Raw genomic sequence first — 23364 nt, 5'->3', positions numbered from 1 at the left:
CGCGCCCTCTGTGTTTCGAGATTCAGGGTTTGCCTTCCCCTGGGTTGGCACTCAAAGATACCGCCACCCGCTGTGGCATGAAGTGCGGGTCGTGCAGCAGGTCGCGCACGCCATTGATGAAGAACTGCACGCCGATGCAGATCAGCAGGAAGCCCATCACCCGCGATACCGCGCTGATGCCGTTCTCGCCGAGGAAGGCATACAGCCGCTTGGAGGCGCGCAGCGACAGCCACGACATCCAGGCGACGGTGATGATGCCCAGGCTGACGGTCAGGTAACCGAGCCAGAGCGGCAACTCGGTATTGCTGTGCATCGACGATGACAGCGACACCACCACCGCGATCGAACCTGGCCCGGCCAGCGATGGCATCGCCAGCGGCGTGAACGAGATATCGCGCTTGGCCAGCGCCTCTGCCTGCGCCGCGTCGGTCAGCGTACCGCCCTCGGTGGGGAACAGCATGGTGAAGCCGATGTAGGCAACGATCATGCCCCCCGCGATGCGCAGGCCGGGAATCGAGATCGCGAAGAAATCCATGATCAGCGCGCCCGCCAGCAGGAAGGTGACCAGGATGGCGGCGGCGTAGTAGCAGGCCCGTTTCAGCTGCCGCTCGCGCTCCTCGGGCGACAGGTTGACCACCATCGCCGGCAGCACCGCCGCCGTGTAGAGCGGGTTGATGATGGGCAGCAGCGCAGTGATGGTGGCGAGAAAGGTGGCGAGCAGTTCCTGGAGCATGGCGCGCATTCGGTAAATGGATCTTGCCAGCATGGTGCAGCGGGCGGTTGCTGCCAAGCTGTTGAAAAACGAAACCCACGTCTTGAAACACAGAGAACACAGCGTTGCACGGAGAAAATCAACGACAGCCTGGAGTATTCCTTCCGGCTTGCTCGCCTTTTCTCTGCGACCCGCCGCGCGCTCTGCGTTTCAAGGTGCAGGGTTACGCCTTTGCCTCCCTACCCCCGCGTCGGATCGAACGACGGCAGTTTCCTGTCGTTGACCACGAACTGCCATTGCGGGTAGTCGGGCATGCCGTCACGGAAGGGTGGCGGGGCTTCGCCCTGGATCAGCGGCGCGAAGTATTCGCGGCCGCGCGGCGAAAGGTGGAAGCCGTCGCTGGTAAGGAAATCGAGTGGCAGCGGCTTTTCGTGGTTGGCTACATCGGCCAGTGGCACCGGCTCGATGCGCCAGCGGTACGGCTCGTTGTCTTCGCGCACGATGGCGGGCATCACGCTGCGGATGCCCGCCAGCGCGTAGGCCACGGCCGTCTCGCCCACGGCTACCGCGTGTGCCAGATCGGTGGCACTGGCGAGGTGCCGCGCCGAGCGTTGCAGGTAGTCGGCCACCGCCCAGTGGCATTTCTGGTTCAGATGCTGCTTGACCAGCCCGGCCAGGATCGGCGCCACGCCGCCCAGTTGGGCGTGGCCAAAGGCATCGACCACGCCCGATTCAGCCAGGTAGACGCCGTGCGTATCCCGGATGCCCTCGGCCGCCACCACCACGCAATAACCGGCGCGGGCAATGGTTTCATCCACCGCGCGCAGGAAGCGCCCCGCCTCGAATGGCACTTCCGGCGTGAGGAGCAGGTGCGGTGCGCTGTAGGCGTCGGTGGAGGCCAGCCCGGCCGATGCGGCGATCCAGCCGGCGTGCCGCCCCATCACCTCCAGGATGAATACGCGGGTGGAGCTGGCCGCCATCGATGCGGTATCCAGCCCCGCCTCGCGCGCCGAGGTGGCGACATATTTGGCGACGGAACCGAATCCCGGCGAGCAATCGGTCAGCGGCAGGTCGTTGTCGATGGTCTTGGGCACATGCACGGCCGTCAGATCGATGCCATGGTACTGCGCGAACTCGGCCACCTTGAGGCAGGTGTCGGCCGAATCGCCACCACCGTTGTAGAAGAAGTAACCGATGTCGTAGGTTTCGAACACCTCGAACAGCCGCTTCAGTTCGGCGCCATGTCGCAGCTTGTGCCGGCATGAACCGAACGCCCCCCCGGGGGTGTACTTCAGTTGCGCCATCATCTCGTCGGTAAGCTGAGCGGTGTCGATCAGTACTTCGTCCAGCGCGCCGAGAATGCCGTTGCGCGCGGCGAACACGGTACCGATCTGGTCCCGATGGCGCCGGGCGGCGGAAATCACGCCGAAGGCCGAGGCATTGATGACCGGGGTGACTCCGCCGGATTGGGCGTAAAGCGCATTCTTGGGCATGGCAACTCTCGCGGGATGCGGACCCAGCCAGTCTTGCGCAGCGCAACACGACGCGGCATCGGGAGTTTCCGCTAGGGGAGAATCGCCATAGTGCCGTTTCGACGCGTGGCGTAGGACACGTGCCCCCACAGCGCCCTGCCCTGTTCAGTCATCACACAAAACCAAGCCGCCCCGCGCAACGCGAAGCTGCCCCACGGCGGCGAGAGGGGGATCGATCAGCAAGCCCCTGCCCAGCATCCCGATAATCAGATGCCCCGGCTCCGCAGGGGACTACTTACAGCGCGCCATAGCATCGAATGGCCCGCCATTACGCCTCCATCACCACCCGAGCAAAGCGAGGCTCCCTCGCGGCGGCGAGGGCGGGGGGAGTGGGATCGATCAGGAAGCGCCGCTGCCGGCATATCGATGATCAGACGCGCCTGGCTCTGCCGGGGACTGCTTGCAGCGCGCCATAGCATCGAATGGCCCACCATTACGCCTCCACCACCACCCGAGCAACCGCGAGGCTCCCTCGCGGCGGCGAGGGCGGGGGAGTGGGATCGATCAGGAAGCGCCGCTGCCGGCATACCGATCATCAGACGCGCCCGGCTCCGCAGGGGGACTGTTTACAGCGCGCTCCAGCATCGAATGGCCCGCCATTACGCCTCCATCACCACCCGAGCAACGCGAGGCTCCCTCGCGGCGGCGAGGGCGGGGGAGTGGGATCGATCAGGAAGCGCCGTTGCCGGCATACCGATCATCAGACGCGCCCGGCTCCGCCGGGGGCCCGTTCACCTCCAGTGCACCACAACCGTCCGCTTAATCAAACAGGCGCGCCAGCATCGCCTTCGCCAGCGCTTCGCGTGCCACGATGCGGCCGAAGATATGATCGGCGTCCGGCACCTCATGCCAGCGTGCGCCAGGGATGGACTTGGCGATGGCGCGCCCCACCGCCACCGGCACGGCGGCATCCTCGCTGCACTGGATCACCAGCGTCGGTACGGCGATGCCTTCCAGCCCGGCCATCGGGTCCCAGCTTTCCACCTCGTCCCGCAACGCCAGGCCGATGGGCAGGCCCAGCAAGTCGGCGGTGCCATCCGGCAGGACCAGCGCCGCATCGCGATTGCGCCGGACCACCTCGGCCATGTTGCCCGCCGGGGCGATCAACGTCAGTGTCTTGGGCGCCGCGCCGCGCAGGGTGGCATGCGCGGCGGCCAGCCCGCCCATGCTGAACCCGGCCAAGTGCAGCCGTGCATGGGGATGGCGTTCCCCCAGCCATTGCATCAGTGCGCCGACCTGGCGAATCTGGTCGGCCACCGTGATGTCTTCGAATCGCCCACCGCTTTCGCCACAGCCGCGAAAATCGAAGCGATAGACCGTTACGCCATGCGCGGCCAGCCGTCGGCCGATATCGACGAAGAAGTACGCCAGCTCCATGCGATGCCCGGTAAAGCCGTGCATCAGCAGCAGGATGTCCTGGCCGACGCCGGTCTCGGGCAGATCGATGCTGCCGGTGAGCTGAACGCCCTGGTCGTCGTAAACCACATTGGAAGTCGGCATGCGCGATGGCTCCTGTTGCCCGCAAGGTAGATGCGAAACCCCGACGATACGATGCCGCCCCTGCGCCTGCCAGCCCCTTTGGGCAATACGGGCAAGCCCGGCACGGGCGGGTTTGCCGGCACGCAAACCGTGCAGCGCTCGCCGGATACCCGCCTCGAAAACGGTGGATCGGACCGAGGCCGGCACGCCTTCAGGCTGGCGCAATACTGGCCAGCGTTGCCAGGGCAGGCGGTGACGGTGCTGCAAACCTGCCCGACGGCACGCCGGATACCACAAGGCGACCTTGTCGGTCGCCTTGTGGTCTGGCTGTCGTTGATCACCAGCGCTCGGCCGGCTGCGGCGCAGGGGTCGGTTCCGGAGGCGGCTGCGGGGTGAGCGGTTGCGGGGTGACATGCGTTTCCGGCGACAGCACCGACACGTCGTCGCGGTTGTCGGCCAGGATATTCAGCGTCACCCGGCGATTACGCGCCCGCCCGGTATCGGTATCGTTGGATTCCACCGGGCGATATTCGCCGTAGCCGATCGCCACCATGCGTTGTGGCGCGATGTCCTCGTCCGCGAACAAACGCACCACCGATGCGGCGCGCGCGGCGGACAACTCCCAGTTGGACGGATATTGCAGCGAGCGGATGGGCTGGTTGTCGGTGTGGCCTTCCACCTGGATCAGGTTGTCGGTCGCGGTGACCAGCTTGGCAACCGCCGTCAGTGCGGCGACCGACTGCGGTTGCAGGTCGGCCTTGGCGGTCTGGAACAGCACCGAATCGGCGATCTCCACCGCGATGCCGCGTTTCGATTGCGTGACCCGGACCTTGCCCTGCTGGATCAGCGGCCCGAGCGCGGTGCGCAGGTTGCCCGCCATGCCGCGCATGCGCTTTGTTTCTTCTTCAAGGGCCGGGTTGGGGGTCGGGCTGCCGGTCTGCGATTTCAGTGGCTGGATGATGCGCTTGGGCTGGCCCTGCGCCTGTTCGATGCGGATCGTCGCCACCTGCGCCGAGGGATCGTTGCGAAAGGCGGTGATCATTGAATCGGACAGCACGCGGTACTTGCCTTCGTTGACCGACGAAATCGCATACATCACCACGAAGAACGCGAACAGCAGCGTGATGAAGTCCGCGTAGGACACCAGCCAGCGCTCGTGATTCTCGTGTTCTTCGGGGCGTTTGCGACGGGCCATGGGGCGTTCCGTTCAGCGTAGTTGCAGATCCAGCCGCGAACCCAGCGTGGACGCCGCGGCGATGCCCATGCGCTTGGCCAGCCGATCCAGATAGTCGGGCTGCGGGGTGAAGTCCACCACGTCTTCGGCCTTGACCACGTCGCGCGCTACGCTGCCGACCGATCCCAGGCCATCCACCAGGCCCAGCTTCACGCTCTTTTCACCGCTCCACACCAGCCCGCTGAACAATTCGGGGTCATCCACCAGCCGCTTGCCGCGCCCTTCCTTGACCACGTTGATGAACTGCGCGTGAATCTCGTCGAGCATCTCCTGCGCCTTGGCGCGCTGGGTGTCATTCAGCGGCGAGAACGGATCGAGAAAACCCTTGTTCTTGCCGGCCGTGAGCAGGCGGCGCTCCACGCCCAGCTTGCTCATGGTATCGGTGAAGCCAAAGCCATCCATCAACACACCGATGGAGCCAACGATGCTGGCCTTGTCGGCGTAGATCGAATTGGCCGCCACGGCGGTGTAATAGCAGCCGGAGGCGCAGATATCCTCGACCACGACGTAGAGCGGAATCGCCGGGTGCGCCTTGCGCAGCCGGAGCATTTCGTCATGCAACTGGCCCGATTGCACCGGGCTGCCGCCCGGGCTGTTCACCCGCAGGATCACGCCCTTGGTGTTGACGTCGTCGAACGCGTCGCGCAGCCCCTGCGCCACCACGCCGATATCGCCCTCGCCGCCGGCCTGGATCACGCCGTCCAGATTGACCAGCGCGGTATGCGGCCCGCGCGCGGTCTGCTCCAGGTTGCGCTGTCCCACCCAGCCGAGCACCAGCGCCAGCAGCAGGAACAGATAGCTGAAACCGATGATCTTGAAGAAGATGCCCCAGCGCCGTGCCCTGCGTTGCTCCTTGATTCCCGCCTGGAGCAGATCGGTGAGGGCCTGGCGTTCCCAGTTTTCTTGCATGTGTGAAGTCCGCTTAATCGAAGTTGATCGGTTCGTCGGCGAGGTACACGCCGTCGGCACGCGTTTCCAGCGCCACCGATGTCAGGCTGCGTCCGGGGCAAGGACCGCCCAGGCAGAGTCCGCTGTCCGGGGCATAGTAGGCGCCGTGGGTGGCGCACACAAGATAGGCGCCGGAGAGGTCGAAGAAATCGCCGGCACGGTAATCCAGCTCTACCGGAATATGCGCGCAGCTATTGAGATAAGCGCGTACCCGGCCATGGAAATTCACCACGAAGGCACTGCGGCGCTCACCGGCGTAATCCAGCGCGAAGCGCACGCCGAGGCCGCGGTCGGGCAGTTGCTCCAGGCCGCAGATGCGCCCGCCCGGTTCGATCAACGGATCGTCCTGCATCACGCCTCCAGCAGCCAGCGCGCCAGCGCGGGAAAGTCGTCGAAATGCGCCAGCGGCGACAATGGCAACATGTCCGCGAGCGGATGCGCGCCATAGGTCATGGCGGCGCTGCGCGTGCCGGCATTGATTGCCAGTTGCAGGTCATGCGTGGTGTCGCCCACCATCAAGGCGCGTTCAGGCGCGACATCCATGTAATCGAGGATGTATTCCAGCATTGCCGGGTGCGGCTTGGAGAACGCCTCGTCGGCGGTGCGCGTCACCTCGAACAACTCGCCCAGGCCGGTATGCGCCAGCACGCGGTCCAGCCCGACGCGCGACTTGCCGGTGGCCACGGCGAGCGGATAGCCGGCTTCGCGCAGGCGCGGCAGCCATTCGCGTACGCCTTCATACAGCACCAGTGACTGATCCTGCGCCAGATAGTAGTGGCGATACGCTTCCACCACGCGCGCAATGGTTGGCGCATCCGCGCCCGGCGCCAGGTAGGCCATGGCTTCGGTCAGGCCATAACCGATCACGAAGCGCGCCTGGGTATCGGTGGGTTCGGGCAGGCCGACGTCGACGAAGGCGCGCTGGATCGACAAGGCGATGGTGCCGGTCGAATCCATCAGCGTGCCGTCCCAGTCGAAGACCAGCAGATCGAAAGCGTTGGACATCGGTCAGTGTTCCTTGGTGGCCGCGTCCAGCGTCGCCACATAGGCGGCCAGCTCGGGCGGTAGCGGGGCTTCCAGCGTCAGCGGCTGACCGGTGAGCGGATGCGCGAATTTCAGTTTCCAGGCATGCAGGAACATTCGTTTCAGCCCCTGGCGCACCAGTGATTTGTTCAACGGGAAATCGCCGTATTTTTCATCGCCCAGGATGGGAAAGCCGGCGGTGGCAAGATGGACCCGAATCTGGTGGGTACGCCCGGTCTTGAGTTCGCACTCGACCAGCGCGCAATCGGACCAGACCTTGCGCCGATAAATGACGGTATGCGCATCCTGCCCGTCCGGCGCCACGCGTACGCGGCGTTCGCCATCGGCGGTGGAATACTTGAACAGCTTGTAGCGCAGGTTACGCTTTTCGTCGGGCCAGGCCCCTTTGACCAGGGCCAGGTAGCGCTTGTCGATATTGTGGGCGTCGCGCAGCAGCTCATGCAGCGCCGTCAGCGCGCTGCGCTTCTTGGCCACCAGCAGCAGACCCGATGTTTCGCGGTCCAGCCGATGCACCAGCTCCAGGAACTTGGCCTGCGGGCGCTGCGCGCGCAACAGCTCGATCAGGCCGAACGACACACCGGAACCGCCATGCACCGCGAGGCCGGCGGGTTTGTCCACCACCAGCAGCGCGTCGTCCTCGAACACCACCGGTACCTGGATGCGCTCACTGGCCGCGACGGCCGGGGCCGCGTCGGGCTTTTCCGCCACGCGTACCGGCGGAATGCGCAGCACATCGCCCGCCTGCAAGCGATAGGTGGCGTCGATGCGCCCCTTGTTCACCCGTACCTCACCGCCACGGATCAGCTTGTAGATCCGGCTTTTTGGTACCCCTTTCAGCTCGCGCAGCAGAAAGTTGTCGATCCGCTGGCCCGCGCTATCCTCGGCCACGGTGACGAAGGAAACAGCGAGTGGAACAGGTGCTTTGCTAGTCTGTGACATCTTGACATATACTCTGTTGCACGTTGCGTCAGGGCCGGAACGGGTTCGCTATTCGAACTTTGCCGCCATTCTCGTCGCAGCGCGGTTTTTTCCCGCTCTTTGGCCGTTCCGGCCGCATACGCCAGCGATCACTTTTCCCGCCGTACCGTAGTTCTGTACCCCTCCCGGCGCCGTCTTTTCGGCATCGTTTTCGGGAGTGCGTGCGCGGGTCTCGCGGCGGCGCGTCCGGACCAGCATCGATTCGGGAAGCGGTTAACCCTGCTCACCGCAAAAAAGTAGCGATGGTAATTGATTTGTACACGCAACGCACTCGCACGGTTTACTCCGCGCGGCCCGCGCAGTTCCTCCTGGGATGCGCGGCCGGGCGGCATAGAAACGTGGATGCCAGCGCTGAAGCACTCGCCGCGCATCGCGCCGCAGCCAGCCCTGGTCACCCCGGCTCCCCTTCGCGTCATCCGACGCCCGACTGAGGATATTCCGCACACCACAACCCGCATCTTTACCCCATTGCCCGCGCGAACCGGACGCCATTGTGCCGTTTCGCCGCCGCGATCGACTCCGGGTTGCTGGCGCTTGCGCGCCGGGGCTCCCTGCCGTTGGAGTGCGTGCAGGAGCCTTTTTCATGAAGAGAATGCTGTTCAATGCGACGCAGGCCGAAGAGCTGCGCGTCGCGATTGTCGATGGCCAGAAGCTGATCGACCTGGATATCGAGACTGTTGGCAAGGAACAACGCAAGTCCAACATCTACAAGGGTGTCATCACCCGTATCGAGCCCAGCCTCGAAGCCTGCTTCGTCGACTACGGCTGCGAACGCCACGGCTTCCTGCCGTTCAAGGAAATTGCCCGTTCCTACATGAGTGAAAGCGACGGCGGCCGTGGCCGCGTTGCCGATCTGCTGCGCGAAGGCCAGGAACTGATCGTCCAGGTGGAAAAGGACGAACGCGGCAACAAGGGCGCGGCGCTCACCACCTATATCAGCCTGGCTGGCCGCTACCTGGTGCTGATGCCGAACAACCCGCGTGGCGGTGGTGTCTCCCGCCGCATCGAGGGCGACGAGCGCCAGGAACTGCGCGCCGTGCTCGACCAGCTCGAAACCCCTTCCGGCATGAGCCTGATCGCCCGCACCGCCGCCATCGGCCGGTCGGTCGAAGAACTGCAATGGGACCTGAACTACCTGCTGCAACTGTGGAAGGCCGTCGAAGGTGCCGCCACGTCGCAGAACGGCGCATTCCTGATCTATCAGGAATCCAGCCTGGTCATCCGTGCCATCCGCGATTACTTCCAGCCCGAGATCGGCGAAATCCTGATCGATAAGGCCGACATCTACGAACAGGCCCGGCAGTTCATGAGCCACGTGATGCCGGGCAACGTCAACCGCGTGAAAATCTATCAGGACGACGTTCCGTTGTTCTCGCGGTTCCAGATCGAACACCAGATCGAAAGCGCCTACGCCCGTGAAGTGACCCTGCCTTCCGGCGGCGCCATCGTCATCGACAAGACCGAAGCGCTCTATTCCATCGATGTGAACTCGGCCCGCGCCACCAAGGGCACCGACATCGAGGAAACCGCCCTGCGCACCAATCTTGAAGCATCGGACGAGATCGCCCGCCAGTTGCGCCTGCGCGACGTCGGCGGCCTGATCGTGATCGACTTCATCGACATGGAAAACCCGAAGAACCAGCGCGAGGTGGAAAACCGCCTGCGCGAGGCGCTGCATTTCGATCGCGCCCGGGTCCAGACCGGCAAGATCAGCCGCTTCGGCCTGATGGAACTGTCGCGCCAGCGCCTGCAACCCAGCCTGGAAGAAACCAGCCATATCGCCTGCCCGCGCTGCCACGGCACCGGCGTGATCCGCGGCATCGAATCGTCCGCCCTGCACATCCTGCGGATCATGCAGGAAGAGGCCATGAAGGAGAACACGGGCGCCGTCCATGCGCAGGTGCCGGTGGATGTCGCCACCTTCCTGCTCAACGAGAAGCGCGCCGAGATCCACACCATCGAAGCCCGCCTCAAGGTGGCCGTGGTGCTGATCCCCAACATCCACCTGGAAACGCCGAACTACACCGTCAGCCGCCTGCGCCACGACGATCTGAACCTGATCGACGAAGTGCTGCCGTCGTACAAGATGATGGAAGTGCCGCCCGAGGAAGGCTATCAGCCGGGCCGCGCCAAGGAAGAACAGGCCAAGCGTCCCGAAGCCGCCGTCAAGGGCATTACCCCGGCACAGCCGGCGCCCGTGTCCGCCCGCGACAGCATGCCCCAACCCGTCGCCGCGCCGGCCGCGCCATCGCTGTGGTCGCGTTTCGTCGGCTGGCTCAGCGGCGGCAGCACGCAGGAAGCCGCACCCGCGGTCGAACCGAAACGCGCGCAGCAGAAGGGCAACGGTCGTCGCGACCGCAACGAGCGTAACGACCGTGGCAATCGCGGCAATCGTGGCGAGCGCCAGGAACGCAATGGCGAGGAGCAACGCGGCGAACGCCAGGAACGCGGCCAGAACGAGCGTCGTGGCGGCAACAAGCCCCGGATCGAGGAAGACCAGACCAACCGCAATCAACGCGGCAACCGCAATGAGCGCCAGAACCAGTCCGAACGCGGCGAGCGTCAGGAACGGAACGAACGCCAGGAGCGCCCGGCACTGGAAACCCAGAGCGAGAACCGTGGCAATCGTGAATCGCGCGAATCGCGTGAGCCGCGTCAACCACGCCAGCCGCGCGCCGAGCGCGCCCCGAAGGAAGCCAGCGTCGCCGCTGCCGCCGAAGCCGAAAACCTGCTGAACAACGCACCGGCAGTGGAAGGCCAGCCGTCCGAGGCGGGCGCCGAGGGTGGCGAGGGCCGTGGCCGTCGTCGTCGCAATCGTCGTGGCGATCGTCGTGATCGCAACGCCGAAGGCAGCGTGAGCGACAACGCCGAAGCCGGCACCGTGATCGCCGATGAAGCCGGCGCCGTGGCACCGCAAGCCGTCGAAGCCACGCAACCCGCCGTGGCCGAAGCGCCCCAGTCGGCCGCACAGCCGTGGTGGGAAACGAAGACCGGCGTGGAGGATGAAGTGGCTCCGGCTGCCCAGCCGATCGCTGCGCCCGCTCCCGTGGCAACGGCTCCGGCCGAGCCCGTGGCCCCCGTCGTCGAAGCACCCGTGGTAACTGCCCCGGCCGCGCCGGTAGAAGCTGCGGCGCCGGTGGAAGTCACCGCGCCGGTGGCCATGGAAGCACCGGTGGAAGCCCCCGTCGTGGCCCCTGCCCCGGTGGTGGCCGAAGCACCAGTCGTCGTCGCCCCCGTGCTGGAAACGCCCGCCCCGGCCGAGCCGGTGGTCGAAGCCGTGGCCGCGCCCGAACCGGTGGTCGTCGCCGAGCCGGCCGCCGTCGCACCTCAGCAGTCCGCGCTGGCCTTCGAGCCTGCCGCCCCCGCCAGCACGCCGGCCATCGAGGTCGGTACGCCGGAGGAAGCAGGCCTGGTCATGGTTGCCACCCGTGCCGATGCCCCGGCGGTGAATGCCGAAGTGCCGCAAGCGCCGGTACGCCGTCGCCGCCGTGATGCACAGCCGCGTGACACGCAGTCGGCGCAGGCCGAGCCGCTGCAACTGGTGGAAACGCGCGCCGACGCCCCCGCGCCGGCAGCCGAGGAAGCACCCGCGGCGGCCAAGCCGGCCGCACGCCGCCGCAGCGAGGCAGCCGCCACACCGCAGGCCGAAACGCCCGCGTTGACCCAGGTGGAAACGCGCGAATCCTGACCCGCGCCTTCGCCCGATGAAAAAGCCGCCGATCTTTGGCGGCTTTTTCCTTGTCGCTTGGCCTGTCTTTACCTTGCTCGCTGCGTTAGCATGGCGCTGAATGAGGGCGCGCTTTGCCCCCGGAGGATGCATGCATCTCGAAGACATCTTCGACCAGACTCACAAGCTGCCCACCATCCCGCGCATCGTGCAGGATCTGCTCGGCACTTTCAGCCAGAGCGATATCAACCTTGGCGAAGTGGCCAAGCGCATCTCGCTGGATCAGGTCATCACCGCCAAAGTATTACGCTTGGCGAACTCCGTTCAGTTTGGCGTCAGCCGCAAGATCGGCTCGGTCAACGAGGCGATCATCGTGCTCGGTTTCGATACCGTGCGAACCCTGGTGGTGGCCTCCGGCGTAACCGGTGCCTTCGTCGCCACGCCCGGTTTCGATCGCAAGGCGTTCTGGCGTGTCAGCCTGGGCGTGGGCAGTGCCGCTCACAAGCTGGCCCGAATGCTGCGCCTGAATCCCGAGGCGGCCTTCCTCTGCGGTCTGCTGCATAACATCGGGGAATTGCTGATCCATGTGGTGCAGCCCGATCTGGCAGTCCGGATCGATCGGTCGGTGGCCGGTGGCGGCAACCGCGTGCAGCTCGAAGACAACAACATCGGGTTCGATTACATCCAGGTGGCTGCCGAGCTGGCATCGCGCTGGAATTTTCCCGACCCGATTCGCCAGGCGCTGGCGGACCAGAACACCCCCGAGCCCGAGTCGCGTCTGTCGCGCGTACTGCAACTGGCCGTGGCGCTGACCTCCCTGCCGGAAGACCCCACGCCGGAGCAACTGGACCAGGCGCTGTCACGCCTGCCCGCGGACACCGATGTGTCGATTCGCGACGCCATCCGCCTGCAATTGCCCGAGCTGGTGACGCTCGACCCCGAGATGGAACGTATCCTGAGCTAAGGCGTGTCGTCACCTGTATCACGGCACGCCTTAGCGCAAACACCGTCCGGCTGAGCTAGGGTTTGACCTAATAGGCGTGCGAAGACGCTCTGCCTAGTCTGCGAAACAGCAAACCTTACAATGCCGGGTGTTCCGCCCGCTCCCAGGAGAGACTAATGCGTTCCTTGAATCGCCTTTTTGCGGCCCTGCTCGGCCTTGCCATCGTTACCGGTGCCCAGGCTGCGGAAAAAATCTATCAGGTCGCTTCCGATGCGGCTTACGCGCCGTTCGAATCGCTGGACAAGAAGCAGGTGGTGGTGGGCTTCGATGTGGACGTGCTGACCGCTGCGGCCGCCAAGGGTGGCTTCAAGGTGAAGTTCCACAACACGCCGTGGGAAGGCATCTTCGCCACGCTGCCCACGGGGGATCGCGATATCGTCGCCTCGGCGGTGACGATCACCAACGAGCGCAAGCAGACGATGGATTTCTCCGATCCCTATTTCGAAGCCAAGCAATTGATCGGCGTGAACACCAATAGCCCGATCAAGCGCTTCTCCGATCTGAAGGGCAAGAAGGTGGGTGTGCAGACCGGCACCACCGGCGACGAAGTGGTGCAGAAGCTGCTGGGCAAGACCAGCCCCAACATCAAGCGTTTCGAATCCACCCCGCTGGCCTTGCAGGAACTGCTGTCCGGTGGCGTGGACGCCGTGGTGGCCGACAATGGTGTGGTGGTGAACTTCATCGCCAACAACAAGACCGCCAAGCTCAAGACGCTGGACGATCCCACCTTTGCCAAGGAGTATTACGGCTTCGCGGTGAAGAAGGGCAACAAGGACCTGGTGGCCAAGATCAACAAGGGCCTCGCCACCATCAAGGCCGACGGCACCTACGACAAAATCTACCGCAAGTATTTCGGCAACTGATCGCCCGACCGCGGTCCGCCGCGATACGAAGCGCATCCCGCGGCCCGGTTTGCGCTTCTTTTATTTGGTTTTCATAAGACAAAAACATGGATTTCATTCAGTTCTGGGAGCGCGTGCAGCAGAACGTGCCGTTGTTCGAGCACTTTCGCCTGCAGATGATCTGGGAGTACCGCGAGCTGTTTGTCGAGGGCGTCAAGATGACGCTGTTGATCACCTTGCTCGCCGTGGTCATGGGCACGTTGATCGGTCTCGTCATGGGGATGGCGCGGCTGGCCGAGGTACGGCACGGCCCATGGAAGTACCCGGTCAAGCTGCTGGTGCGCTGGCCTTCGACTGCCTATGTCACCTTCTTTCGCGGTACGCCGCTGTTCGTGCAGATTCTGCTGATCCACTTTGCGTTGATGCCATTGCTGGTCCACCCCGGCGATGGCCTGCTGATCAGCGGTGAGCTGGCCAGTACGCTGCGGCAGGACTACGGCGCCTTCATGTCGGGCCTGGTGGCGCTGACGCTGAACGCGGGCGCCTATATCACCGAAATCTTCCGCGCCGGCATCCAGTCGATCGCCAAGGGCCAGTTCGAAGCCAGCCGCTCGCTCGGCATGAACTACTGGCAGACGATGCGCTTCATCATCGTGCCGCAGGCGTTCCGCCGCATGCTGCCTCCGCTGGGCAACGAAGCGATCATGCTGCTCAAGGACAGCTCGCTGGTCTCGGCCATCGGCCTGACCGAGTTGGCCTATGCCGCGCGCACCGTGGCCGGCGCCTATTCGCGCTACTGGGAGCCCTACCTGGCCATTTCCTTCGTCTACCTGATCCTCACGCTGCTGATGGCGTGGGGCGTGGCCTGGCTGGAAAAGCACTTCAAGGCCAGCGGCGGCATCCAGTAACCGCGCACATTCCGCACCAACGGCAGACCTCGGTCTGCCGTTCTTTTTACCCTGATCAAAGCACCGGCAGTACGCAAGGCGAACCAGCTCAACCACCGCTAAGCTGCCAAGATGAACGAGTTGCTGATCTGCCACGCCACGCATGATGGCCTGAGCCGGCGCATCGCCGAGCGTGTCGCCGAACATCCCGCCATCCTCGGGCTGTCCTGTTGTCGCTATGACCTGGCCGTTGCCCCCCCCGATGTCGAACGGCTCGAGGAAGCTGCCGCCGTGGTTCTGGTGGCGGCCGTGCGCTATGGCCACCACCTTCCCGCCGCCGAATCTTTCGTCCAGCGGCATCGCGATCTCCTGGCCCGCAAACCGGTGGCCCTGGCGTCGGTCAACCTGGTCGCGCGCAAGCCGGGGCGCGATACGCCCGATGGCAATCCCTACCTGCGCAAATGGCTGGCGCGGCACCGCCTGAATCCCGCCGTGGCCACCGCCTTCGCCGGCGCGCTGGATTACGCACGCCATGGCTGGCTAGACCGGCTGATGATCCGCGCCATCATGCGCATGACCGGCGGGCCGACCGATCCGGCCAGCCGCATCGAGTACACCGACTGGGCCAGGGTGGGCGCCTTTGCCGAACAGTGCGCGGCCCTGGCGCGCACCGCCTCCGCTCAACGCTTGCGGATATAGCGGTTGACCGCGTCGTTGTGCGCGTCCAGCGACTCCGAGAAATGCGAGCTGCCATCGCCGCGCGCGACGAAGTACAAGGCCTTGGTCTGCGCCGGGCGGGTGGCGGCCAGCAGCGCCGCCTCACCCGGCATGGCAATCGGCGTGGGCGGCAGGCCGGCGCGGGTATAGGTGTTGTACGGCGTGTCGGTCTGTAGATCGCGTTTGCGGATATTGCCGGCGTAGTGCTCGCCCATGCCGTAGATTACCGATGGATCGGTCTGCAAACGCATGCCGATGCGCAGCCGATTGGCGAACACGCCCGCCACCATGGCGCGATCGGCCTCGGTGCCGGTTTCCTTTTCGACGATGGATGCCAGCGTCAACGCCTCGTAGGGGTTCTTGAGCGGCGTGGCCGGGTCGCGCGCCGCCCAGGCGGCGTCCAGCTTGGTCTGCAAGCGCTGGTGCGCACGCGCCAGCACCTGCAGGTCGGAGCCGCCGACGGCGACAAAATAGGTATCGGGAAAGAACTGCCCTTCCAGGCTGGGCGCGTCGATGCCCAGTTCCAGCAGCAGTTCGGCATCGCTCATCAGCGTGGCTTCGGGTTTCAACGTCTGCTGCCGCGCCAGCGCCGCGCGCAGTTCACGCCAGTTCCAGCCCTCGATGACCGTGAACGCGATCTGGCTGGCTTCGCCTCGCGCCAGCTTGCCGATCAGCTCGACCATGGACGTCGGCTGGGTCAGGTCGTACACACCGGCCTTGAGCCGGGTGTCCTGACCGGTCAGGCGCGCCAGCAGGCGGAACGCGAGTGCCGAATCGATCACGCCCTGCTGCGACAACTGCGCGGCCGTGGCGCGCACCGAGCCGGGGCCGACGGTAAAGCGCGTGGGCAGCGTGAGGTCCAGCGGGCGCGTGGCGTAGTAATAGCCGGCACCCGCACCCAGCAGCGCGAGCAACAGCAGGACGGTGAACAGGCGATGCAGGAAGCGGCCGAAGCCGCCGCCACTACGCTTCGCCGGACGGCGCGGGGTCGGTTTGCTGGTCGTCTTGCGGGCGGCCATGCTGGCGTTTTACCTCGAAGAATCGTTTGACGGTGTCGAGTTCGCGGGAGCGGAACATCGGCGGCAGGCTTTTCCACAACAGCTTGCCATAAGGTTTATCCACCAGCCGGGTATCGCCGATCATCAGGATGCCGGTGTCGCGCTCGTCGCGGATCAATCGGCCGGCGCCTTGCTTGAGGGTGATGGCGGCGTGCGGTAGCTGGTAGTCGACGAAGGCATTGCGCCCGCTTTTCTGCATCTGGCCGATGCGGGCGGAGAGGACTGGGTCGTCCGGTGGCGAGAAGGGCAGCTTGTCGATCACCACCAGCGACAGTTGCTCACCCTTGACGTCGATGCCCTCCCAGAAGGTCTGGCTGGCGACTAGGATGGCGTTGGGCGAGCGGCGGAACTTATCCAGCAACTCAGTACGGCTGCCCTGCCCCTGCAACAGCACCGGCCAGTCGAGGCCGGCATCCTTCAGTTTCTGGGTTACGAGTTCGTGCGCTTCACGCATGGCGCGCAAGCTGGTGAACAGCAGGAAGGCATGCCCCTGCGTCAGCTCCAGCAGCGGCCAGGCGCGTTCGATCACCTTGGCGGTGAAACCGGGCGCGTTGGCTTCCGGCATATCGCGCGGCACGTAGAGCACGGCCTGCTGCTTGTAGTCGAACGGGCTGTCCCAGGTGGCGGTTTCGGCCTCCCACAAGCCCAGTTCGTGCTGAAAATGGGTGAACTGCCCATTCACCGCCAGGGTGGCGGAGGCAAACACCCAGGCGCGCTGGCCGCTGTTGAGCTGGCGTTGGAACAGCTTGGCTATATTGAGCGGTGTGGCATGCAGCAGGAAGCCATGCGGGGTGATATCGACCCAGTGCACCGCTTCCTCATCGTCGCCACCCTGCCAGCGCACCAATACCTCGCGCAGCGCGGTGGCCCGCTCGTGGCACTTTTGCAATTCTTCCGCCCGCTCGGCCTGCACGGCCAGCTCGCCCTCCACGGCGGACAGCTTTTCGATCAGCTCGGCCAGCTTGGCTTCGTAATCCTTGAACTTGGTGGCCAGTTCGTTCTGCGGCAGCCGCGCCGGTTCCGGGCGGAAGGCCAGCCGGAAATCGCGCACGGCTTTTTCCAGCGCTTCGGAGGCCTGCGGCAGGCGTACGTAATCCTTGGCGATCACCAGCGCCTCGGCGCGCACATCGCGCGCCAGTTCCACCAGTTGGCCGGAGGTGATGGTTTCGCCGAAGAACAGGCTGGCGATCTCGGGCAGTTGATGTGCTTCGTCGAAGATGACGGTATTGCAGGCCGGCAGCAGTTCACCGGCGCCTTCGTCCCGCAGCCAGACATCGGCGAAGAACAGGTGATGGTTGACGACCACCACATCGGCCTCCTGCGCATCCTTGCGCGCCTTCAGCACGAAGCAATCCTTGTGGTGCGGGCAATCGCTGCCCAGGCAATTGTCGCGGGTGCTGGTGACGTGCGCCCAGATCGGCGCATCCTCGGCCACCCCGGCACAGCCGGCCTTGTCGCCCGATTGCGTCAGGCGCGCATAGCGCTCCACCTTTTGCAGATCGGCGATATCCTCGCGCCGCATGAAGCGCCCTTCATGGCGCGCGCGTTCCAGATGGTAATGACAGACGTAATTGGCGCGCCCTTTGAGCAGCGCCACGGTAACCGGTACCTTGAGCAGATCGCGCACCAGCGGCAGGTCGCGCGCGTAAAGCTGATCCTGGAGGGTCTTGGTGCCGGTGGAGACGATCACCTTGCCGCCACTCATCAGGGCCGGCACCAGGTAAGCAAAGGTCTTGCCCGTGCCGGTACCCGCCTCCGCGATCAGGCGTCCACGCTGGCGGATCGCATGATCGACCGCCTGCGCCATCGCGACCTGCTGCGCACGCGGCGTGTAGCCGGGGAATGCGGCGGCAATGGGCCCGTCGGCGGCGAAGAGTTCCTCGATCGTCATGAACAGCGTGCGCAGGAAAAGCAGGAATTGTATCAGGCGGCCCCGACCCCTTCCGGCAAATGTTCCGGGCGGCGAAGCAACGGCGGGGCCCGTTACGGGCAAAAAAAGACGCCCCGCAAGGCGCAGGGCGTGCAACAGGGAGATGGAGACACTACAAGGTTCAAACGTGCTCCGGAATATCGAATCACGTCGAGCCCACATTCAAATAGAGCGGCGCCATCCCCGAAGGTTCGTGTGACATATTACAGAGCGGGATCGGTGGTCTCCCGCTCATTGAAGATCACGGTCTGCCCGCTCTGCCCCTTGCTGGCCGGCCCCATCCAGTACAGCAACGACGGCACGATGCTGTCGGTGGCCGGCAACGATTCGGGCGATTCGCCCGGGTGCGTCTTGGTACGGAACGGCGAGTGGATCGGGCCCGGCACCAGCAGGTTGATCCGCAGGTTGGTCAACTGATCCCATTCGTCCGCGGCGATTTCGACCCAGGCACGCTGACCGGTCTTGGACACGGTGTAGCCACCCCAGTAGGCCTTGGGCTGAAGCGCGTGGTTTTCGCCCAGCACCAGCACCGACGCATCCGGCGATTTTTCCAGCAGCGGCAGCAATGCGCGCGTCATGGCGAATGGCGCCGCGACGTTGACGCGGAACTGATCCACCCATTCGTCGAGCTTCTGGCTGGTCAGCGGCGAGAGGAAGGCGAAGCCATTGGCGGCGTGCAGGATGCCGTCGAGCCGGCCGAACTCCCGCTGGATCAGCATGCCCATCTGCGCCAGCTCCGCTTCGCTGGCCTTGGCCAGATCGAGCGGGATGGCGGCCGGGCGCGCGCCACCCGAGGCTTCGATGGCGTCGTATACCCGTGCCAGCTTTTTCTCGTTGCGGCCCAGCAGGATCACCGTGGCCCCCTGGCGCGCGAACGCCAGCGCGGCGGCCTCGCCCAGGCCCTGCCCGGCGCCGGTCACCAGGATCACCCGGTCTTTCAATTCATCGGCCGAAGCCTGATAGGTTTTCCAGTCGCTCATGTCGTTCTGCTGTCTTGGGTTTGCAATGCGGCGATTATCCCACGTGCCGCCTTCTGGCCGCTCTGTACGGCTCCTTCCAGCGTAGCGGGATAATCGCCGGCCGTGAAATCGCCAGCGAGCCACAGCGTGGCCGCCACGGTGGCATTGGCCGGCCGCGTCAGGCCGGGCGCACAGGCGAAAGTGGCGCGCTTTTCGGCAATCAGCCTGCACCAGTCCGGCTGTCCCCAGCCAAAGGCCCGGTCCAGCTCCAGCACCACTGCGCGCTCCAGCGCTTCGCGCTCCAGTTCGCTGTGCGCGCCACGCGCCGACAGCACCACCGCGATCCGGTTGGGCACGTCGTGCGTATGCGCATGATCGAATACCCACTGCACCAGCCCGCCGGACAGGCCCACCATCGGTTGCGGCAACGATGCGCGGTGGTATTCCAGATAAAGCGTCACGATGGGCTGGTAATCCCAGGCCTCCAGCGCGGCGACATCGACACCCAGTTCGTCGGCCAGGGTGCGATGCAGCGCCATCCCCAGACGATGTGGGGGCAATGCGCACACCACGCCGTCGAAGGCGGTCGTGTCATCGTTGATTCGCCAGCCGTCGCCGCGCCGTGTCAGTTGCTTCACCGTACTGCCCAACCGGATCTCCCCGCCGTGGCGCACCACATGCGCCGCCGCGGCATCCGGAAACAAGGCGGAGAAATCCACACGGGGAAACAGCAGGTCGGATGCGTCGCGGCTGCCGCCCAGGCTGTCGCGCAGCACATTGAACAGCACCTGGGTCGAGGCCAGCTCCAGCGGTGTGTTCAAGGCCGCCACGGTCAGCGGACGCCAGAAGCGTTCGATCAGTGGCACGGATTGCCGCTGCATCTGCAACCATGCCGATACGGCGCAATCGGTCTTCAACCGCCAGCCAGACCAGCGCGCAGCCAGCACCGCCCGCGTCAATGCCCAGCGTTCGCGCAGCGCAAGACCTCGCACCGTGGCCAGCGCGGCGGCGAGATGCCACGGCGCGGGCCAGTCCGGGCAACGCAGGTGGAAATCCGGTCGCACCGCCAGATCGAGCGGCGTACGCAGGTAAGCGATATCCGGATCGACGCCCACCCGGCGCATCATCGCCAGCAGGTCGCGATAGCCACCGATCACCAGGTGTTGCCCGTTGTCCAGCTCGCGCCCGTCCAGCGACACCTTCCGCGCACGACCACCCAGCACCTTGCCGGCTTCGAGCACCGTGACGCGCAGGCCGGCATCCGCCAGCGCCACCGCCGCCGCCATGCCCGCATAGCCACCACCCAGCACCGCGACGCGCTTCACCGGCCACCTTCCCCGGGAAAATCGATCACGGCCACCCGAAGGCCGGAATCCAGCGCCACGGAAAATCGAGGAATCGACATGTTGAATCCAGCGGCGACATCATCACCGCGCAGTTGAATCAGGCGAACCAGTAGGTCTTCCATGCCAGCCACAGTTTGCGGATCGGCGTGAGGCTGAGGCGTTGGTTGAGCACTTTCTGCGGCCCGTCGCGCTTGATCTCGTCCAGCGTGGCGCGGTAGATCGCCGCCATGACCAGCCCCGTGCGTTGCGATTTGCGATCGATTGCGGGCAATTGCTCGATGGCCTTGGCGTAATAAGATTCGGCGCGATCGATCTGGAACGCCATCAGGCGACGGAAGTTCTCCGTTTCGCGGTAATTGAGAATATCGGCGGCAGGCACGTCGAACTGTTGCAGTTCCTCGACCGGCAGATAGATCCGGCCGCGCCGCGCATCTTCACCGACATCGCGAATGATATTGGTCAGCTGGAAGGCAATGCCCAGATCGTGGGCGTATTTCTGGGTCTGGCGATCCTGGTAGCCAAAGATGCTGGCGGCCATCAGGCCGACCACCGAAGCCACGCGGTAACAGTAAAGCTGAAGATCCTTGAAGGCGTTGTAGCGTGCCTGCTCCAGATCCATCTGCATGCCGTCGATGATCTCGAGAAAGTGCTCGCGCTGAAGATCGTAGGTGCCCAGCGCGGGCCGCAACGCCTGGGTAACGGGATGCTGCGGATCGCCGGCGTACATGCGGTCGATCTCGGTACGCCACCACGCCAGCTTGGTACGGGCCACGTTTTCGTCGTGGCATTCGTCCACCACGTCGTCGACCTCGCGGCAAAAGGCATAGAGCGCGGTAATCGCCCGGCGTTGCGCCGCCGGCAGGAAGCGGAAGCTGTAATAGAAACTGGAGCCGCTCTGGGCGGCCTTGTCCTCGCAATACTGATCGGGGGTCACGACGGGGGCTCCGCGCTATCGGGTCGGCGGGCATTGTACCCCAGCGCCATGCGTGGCTACTTTTTCGGCAGCTCGAAACGCACTTCGCTCGTGGTGCCGGAGAAACCGGGGAAAGACTGGAAGAGCGCGCGGATCAGCCACGGCAACGCGGGATCGAACTCGCGTTCCGCACTCTGGTTGCTGGCACTGCCTTCGTAGCGCTTGGCGAAATCCCCCGCAGCCAGGGGCTTGCGGTCGAAGATATCGACATTGAGAAAGCGGGTGTAGACCGTATCCGTGACCGGCACGCTGCCGACGATACCCGTCTGGGGGAAATAGCTGGGCACCAGTACGACACCCTGCCCCGTGCTGATCCGCTGGTAATAGACGCTGTATCCGACAGTGCCCCATACCGGCACCTGTCGGGTGACCGCCTTGCCATCATCGACGCCATAGTCCAGCGCGACCAGCCAGTCGGCATCCTGTTCCCGGTCGGCGAACCGCAGGCCTTGCTGCGACAATGCCGTGCCGACCTGGGATTCGACATTCTGCTGAAGCAGGCTCTGGCTTTGCTCCGGCGTACGCTGAAAGGCAAACCGTTTGCCGGCAAAGGGCGTATCGATGGTATGCCGTACGCTGACCTGGGCGACAAACTGAGGCGCCGCGCAGCCAGAGCAAAGCAGAACCAGGGCGAGGGCCAGGTAGCGCATGGCGCGGCTCAGCGAGCGATGCGCCCGGGGATGCGCGGCGTCTCCACCACCACATCGCCGCATTGGGCCCGGTGGCGCAATGCATGATCGATCAAGGTCAGCGCCAGCATGGCTTCGGCAATCGGCGTGGCACGGATGCCGACGCAGGGATCGTGCCGCCCGGTGGTCGCCATCATCACGGCGTTCCCCTGCTTGTCGATGGAGCGACGCTCCTGCGCGATGCTGGAGGTCGGCTTGACGGCAATGTTCACCACGATGTCCTGCCCGGTGGAAATACCGCCGAGCACACCGCCTGCCTCATTGCCGGCAAAACCTTCGGGGGTCAGTTCATCGCAGTGTTGCGAGCCCTTCTGCGCCACGCTCTTGAAGCCGGCGCCGATCTCCACCCCTTTCACCGCGTTGATGTTCATCATGTTGTAGGCAATGTCGGCATCCAGGCGATCGTAGACCGGCTCGCCCCAGCCGACCGGCACGTTCTCCGCCACCACCGTGATTTTCGCGCCCACCGAATCGCGCTCCTTGCGGATCGCGTCCATGTAATCCTCGAGTCGGGGAACGATGGCGTTATTCGGCGAGAAGAATGGGTTTTCGCCTACCTGATCCCAGGCGACGAAGGGGATGTCGATCTCGCCCAATTGGCTCATATAGCCACGAATCACCACGCCATGACGTTCGTGCAACCATTTCTTGGCAATGGCCCCGGCAGCCACGCGCACGGCGGTTTCGCGCGCGGAGGAACGACCACCGCCGCGATGATCGCGAATGCCGTACTTGTGCCAATAGGTATAGTCGGCATGGCCTGGGCGGAAGGTCTCGACGATCTTGCCGTAATCCTGGCTACGCTGGTCGGTATTCCGGATCAGCAAGGCAATGGGTGTGCCCGTGGTGCGCCCTTCGAATACGCCAGACAGGATTTCCACCTGATCCGCTTCCTTGCGCTGGGTAACGTGACGGCTGGTTCCCGGCTTGCGGCGGTCCAGTTCCAGCTGGATATCGGCTTCACTCAGCGCCATTCCCGGCGGGCAGCCATCCACGACGCAACCGATACCCGGGCCATGGCTTTCGCCGAAGGATGTAACGGTAAACAGCAGACCAAGCGAATTGCCGGACATACGACTCCTGCGACGCGACGCGTCAATGCCGAAACGGGAACGGGCGATTTTATCATGCAGTCCGGCGTGCACTTGAACCCATTGTGTGAGCTGACCTTGCAAGCGGGACGGGAGTGGAATCCGCAGAGGAAACAGGGGGCCTGCGGCATCGCCGCCCCACCCCACCCGGCCGCGCCGTAGCGCCTTGGCCACCGCACCCCACCGCGCGGCACGGCACCAAAGCAAAAACCCCCGAGCCTTGCGGTCTCGGGGGTCTGCATAAGGTGTCTGGCGATGACCTACTTTCACACGGG

At 64.8% G+C, this 23364-nt stretch carries 21 protein-coding genes; 5 read left to right on the top strand and 16 right to left on the bottom strand.

Features of this window, described 5'->3' with window-relative positions; all coding sequences use genetic code 11:
• Window positions 1-22: 22 nt before the first annotated feature.
• From FAZ21_RS13730 to FAZ21_RS13695, 8 genes are all read right to left on the bottom strand, one after another.
• Window positions 23-733: a MarC family NAAT transporter gene (locus FAZ21_RS13730; protein WP_169307401.1), complete on the bottom strand. Its 711-nt coding sequence runs from the start codon at window positions 731-733 to the stop codon at window positions 23-25.
• Between the two features lie 218 nt (window positions 734-951).
• Window positions 952-2205, bottom strand: coding sequence for a 6-phosphofructokinase (locus tag FAZ21_RS13725; RefSeq protein ID WP_136774010.1), 1254 nt, complete (start codon window positions 2203-2205; stop codon window positions 952-954).
• Window positions 2206-3003: 798 nt separating this feature from the next.
• Window positions 3004-3744, bottom strand: a complete 741-nt coding sequence (locus tag FAZ21_RS13720) for an alpha/beta hydrolase (protein WP_169307400.1) — start codon at window positions 3742-3744, stop codon at window positions 3004-3006.
• Between the two features lie 316 nt (window positions 3745-4060).
• Window positions 4061-4918 carry a flagellar motor protein MotD gene (gene motD, locus FAZ21_RS13715; RefSeq protein WP_246038647.1) on the bottom strand — a complete coding sequence of 286 codons (858 nt, stop codon included), beginning with the start codon at window positions 4916-4918 and terminating at the stop codon, window positions 4061-4063.
• 12 nt (window positions 4919-4930) lie between these two features.
• The gene (locus FAZ21_RS13710) at window positions 4931-5866 is read right to left on the bottom strand and encodes a S49 family peptidase (protein WP_136774008.1); all 936 of its coding nucleotides are present in this window, start codon (window positions 5864-5866) and stop codon (window positions 4931-4933) included.
• Window positions 5867-5879: 13 nt separating this feature from the next.
• The gene (locus FAZ21_RS13705; RefSeq protein ID WP_136774007.1) at window positions 5880-6257 is read right to left on the bottom strand and encodes a Rieske (2Fe-2S) protein; all 378 of its coding nucleotides are present in this window, start codon (window positions 6255-6257) and stop codon (window positions 5880-5882) included.
• The gene (locus FAZ21_RS13700; protein WP_136774006.1) at window positions 6257-6910 is read right to left on the bottom strand and encodes an HAD family hydrolase; all 654 of its coding nucleotides are present in this window, start codon (window positions 6908-6910) and stop codon (window positions 6257-6259) included. The genes FAZ21_RS13705 and FAZ21_RS13700 overlap by 1 nt, the downstream gene beginning before the upstream one ends.
• A 3-nt stretch (window positions 6911-6913) precedes the next feature.
• The gene (locus tag FAZ21_RS13695) at window positions 6914-7888 is read right to left on the bottom strand and encodes an RluA family pseudouridine synthase (RefSeq protein WP_136774005.1); all 975 of its coding nucleotides are present in this window, start codon (window positions 7886-7888) and stop codon (window positions 6914-6916) included.
• A 622-nt stretch (window positions 7889-8510) separates the two neighbouring features.
• Here FAZ21_RS13695 and FAZ21_RS13690 point away from each other — a divergent pair.
• The 5 genes from FAZ21_RS13690 (at window position 8511) to hemG (ending at window position 15025) form a co-directional block, all read left to right on the top strand.
• A complete protein-coding gene (locus FAZ21_RS13690) occupies window positions 8511-11615 on the top strand; it encodes an Rne/Rng family ribonuclease (RefSeq protein ID WP_169307399.1) in 3105 nt (1034 codons plus the stop codon).
• A 130-nt stretch (window positions 11616-11745) separates the two neighbouring features.
• Window positions 11746-12558, top strand: a complete 813-nt coding sequence (locus tag FAZ21_RS13685; protein ID WP_169307398.1) for an HDOD domain-containing protein — start codon at window positions 11746-11748, stop codon at window positions 12556-12558.
• Between the two features lie 155 nt (window positions 12559-12713).
• Window positions 12714-13460, top strand: coding sequence for a basic amino acid ABC transporter substrate-binding protein (locus FAZ21_RS13680; RefSeq protein WP_136774003.1), 747 nt, complete (start codon window positions 12714-12716; stop codon window positions 13458-13460).
• Window positions 13461-13546: 86 nt separating this feature from the next.
• A complete protein-coding gene (locus FAZ21_RS13675; RefSeq protein WP_136774002.1) occupies window positions 13547-14347 on the top strand; it encodes an amino acid ABC transporter permease in 801 nt (266 codons plus the stop codon).
• A gap of 111 nt (window positions 14348-14458) precedes the next feature.
• Window positions 14459-15025 carry a menaquinone-dependent protoporphyrinogen IX dehydrogenase gene (gene hemG, locus FAZ21_RS13670; protein ID WP_136774001.1) on the top strand — a complete coding sequence of 189 codons (567 nt, stop codon included), beginning with the start codon at window positions 14459-14461 and terminating at the stop codon, window positions 15023-15025.
• Here the strand turns inward: hemG and mltG are convergent.
• The 8 genes from mltG to aroC all read right to left on the bottom strand — a co-directional run bounded on the left by mltG (window position 15007) and on the right by aroC (window position 23071).
• Window positions 15007-16062, bottom strand: coding sequence for an endolytic transglycosylase MltG (mltG, locus tag FAZ21_RS13665; protein ID WP_246038645.1), 1056 nt, complete (start codon window positions 16060-16062; stop codon window positions 15007-15009). The two genes, hemG and mltG, sit on opposite strands and share 19 nt — an antisense overlap.
• Window positions 16007-17992 (bottom strand): DNA repair helicase YoaA, encoded by a 1986-nt coding sequence (gene yoaA / locus FAZ21_RS13660; protein ID WP_136774000.1) that lies wholly within the window; start codon window positions 17990-17992, stop codon window positions 16007-16009. Before yoaA ends, mltG begins: the two co-directional genes overlap by 56 nt.
• A 242-nt stretch (window positions 17993-18234) precedes the next feature.
• Entirely contained in the window at window positions 18235-19011 is a 777-nt protein-coding gene (locus FAZ21_RS13655; RefSeq protein ID WP_136773999.1) for an SDR family NAD(P)-dependent oxidoreductase, read from the bottom strand.
• Window positions 19008-20315: a hydroxysqualene dehydroxylase HpnE gene (gene hpnE, locus FAZ21_RS13650; RefSeq protein ID WP_211243465.1), complete on the bottom strand. Its 1308-nt coding sequence runs from the start codon at window positions 20313-20315 to the stop codon at window positions 19008-19010. The genes FAZ21_RS13655 and hpnE overlap by 4 nt, the downstream gene beginning before the upstream one ends.
• On the bottom strand, window positions 20312-20458 hold the full coding sequence (locus FAZ21_RS20320; protein ID WP_169307397.1) for a hypothetical protein: 147 nt from the start codon (window positions 20456-20458) through the stop codon (window positions 20312-20314). Before FAZ21_RS20320 ends, hpnE begins: the two co-directional genes overlap by 4 nt.
• On the bottom strand, window positions 20434-21270 hold the full coding sequence (hpnD, locus tag FAZ21_RS13645; protein ID WP_136773998.1) for a presqualene diphosphate synthase HpnD: 837 nt from the start codon (window positions 21268-21270) through the stop codon (window positions 20434-20436). Before hpnD ends, FAZ21_RS20320 begins: the two co-directional genes overlap by 25 nt.
• 56 nt (window positions 21271-21326) lie before the next feature.
• Window positions 21327-21959: a DUF4136 domain-containing protein gene (locus tag FAZ21_RS13640; RefSeq protein WP_169307396.1), complete on the bottom strand. Its 633-nt coding sequence runs from the start codon at window positions 21957-21959 to the stop codon at window positions 21327-21329.
• 8 nt (window positions 21960-21967) lie between these two features.
• Window positions 21968-23071 (bottom strand): chorismate synthase, encoded by a 1104-nt coding sequence (gene aroC, locus FAZ21_RS13635; RefSeq protein WP_136773996.1) that lies wholly within the window; start codon window positions 23069-23071, stop codon window positions 21968-21970.
• Window positions 23072-23364 lie beyond the last annotated feature (293 nt).

Origin of the sequence: Chitiniphilus eburneus (assembly GCF_005048205.1) — a bacterium.
Taxonomy (GTDB): Bacteria; Pseudomonadota; Gammaproteobacteria; order Burkholderiales; family Chitinibacteraceae; genus Chitiniphilus; species Chitiniphilus eburneus.
The sequence above is the reverse complement of the archived record's forward strand: the minus strand, read 5'-3'. Positions and strand labels throughout refer to the sequence as shown.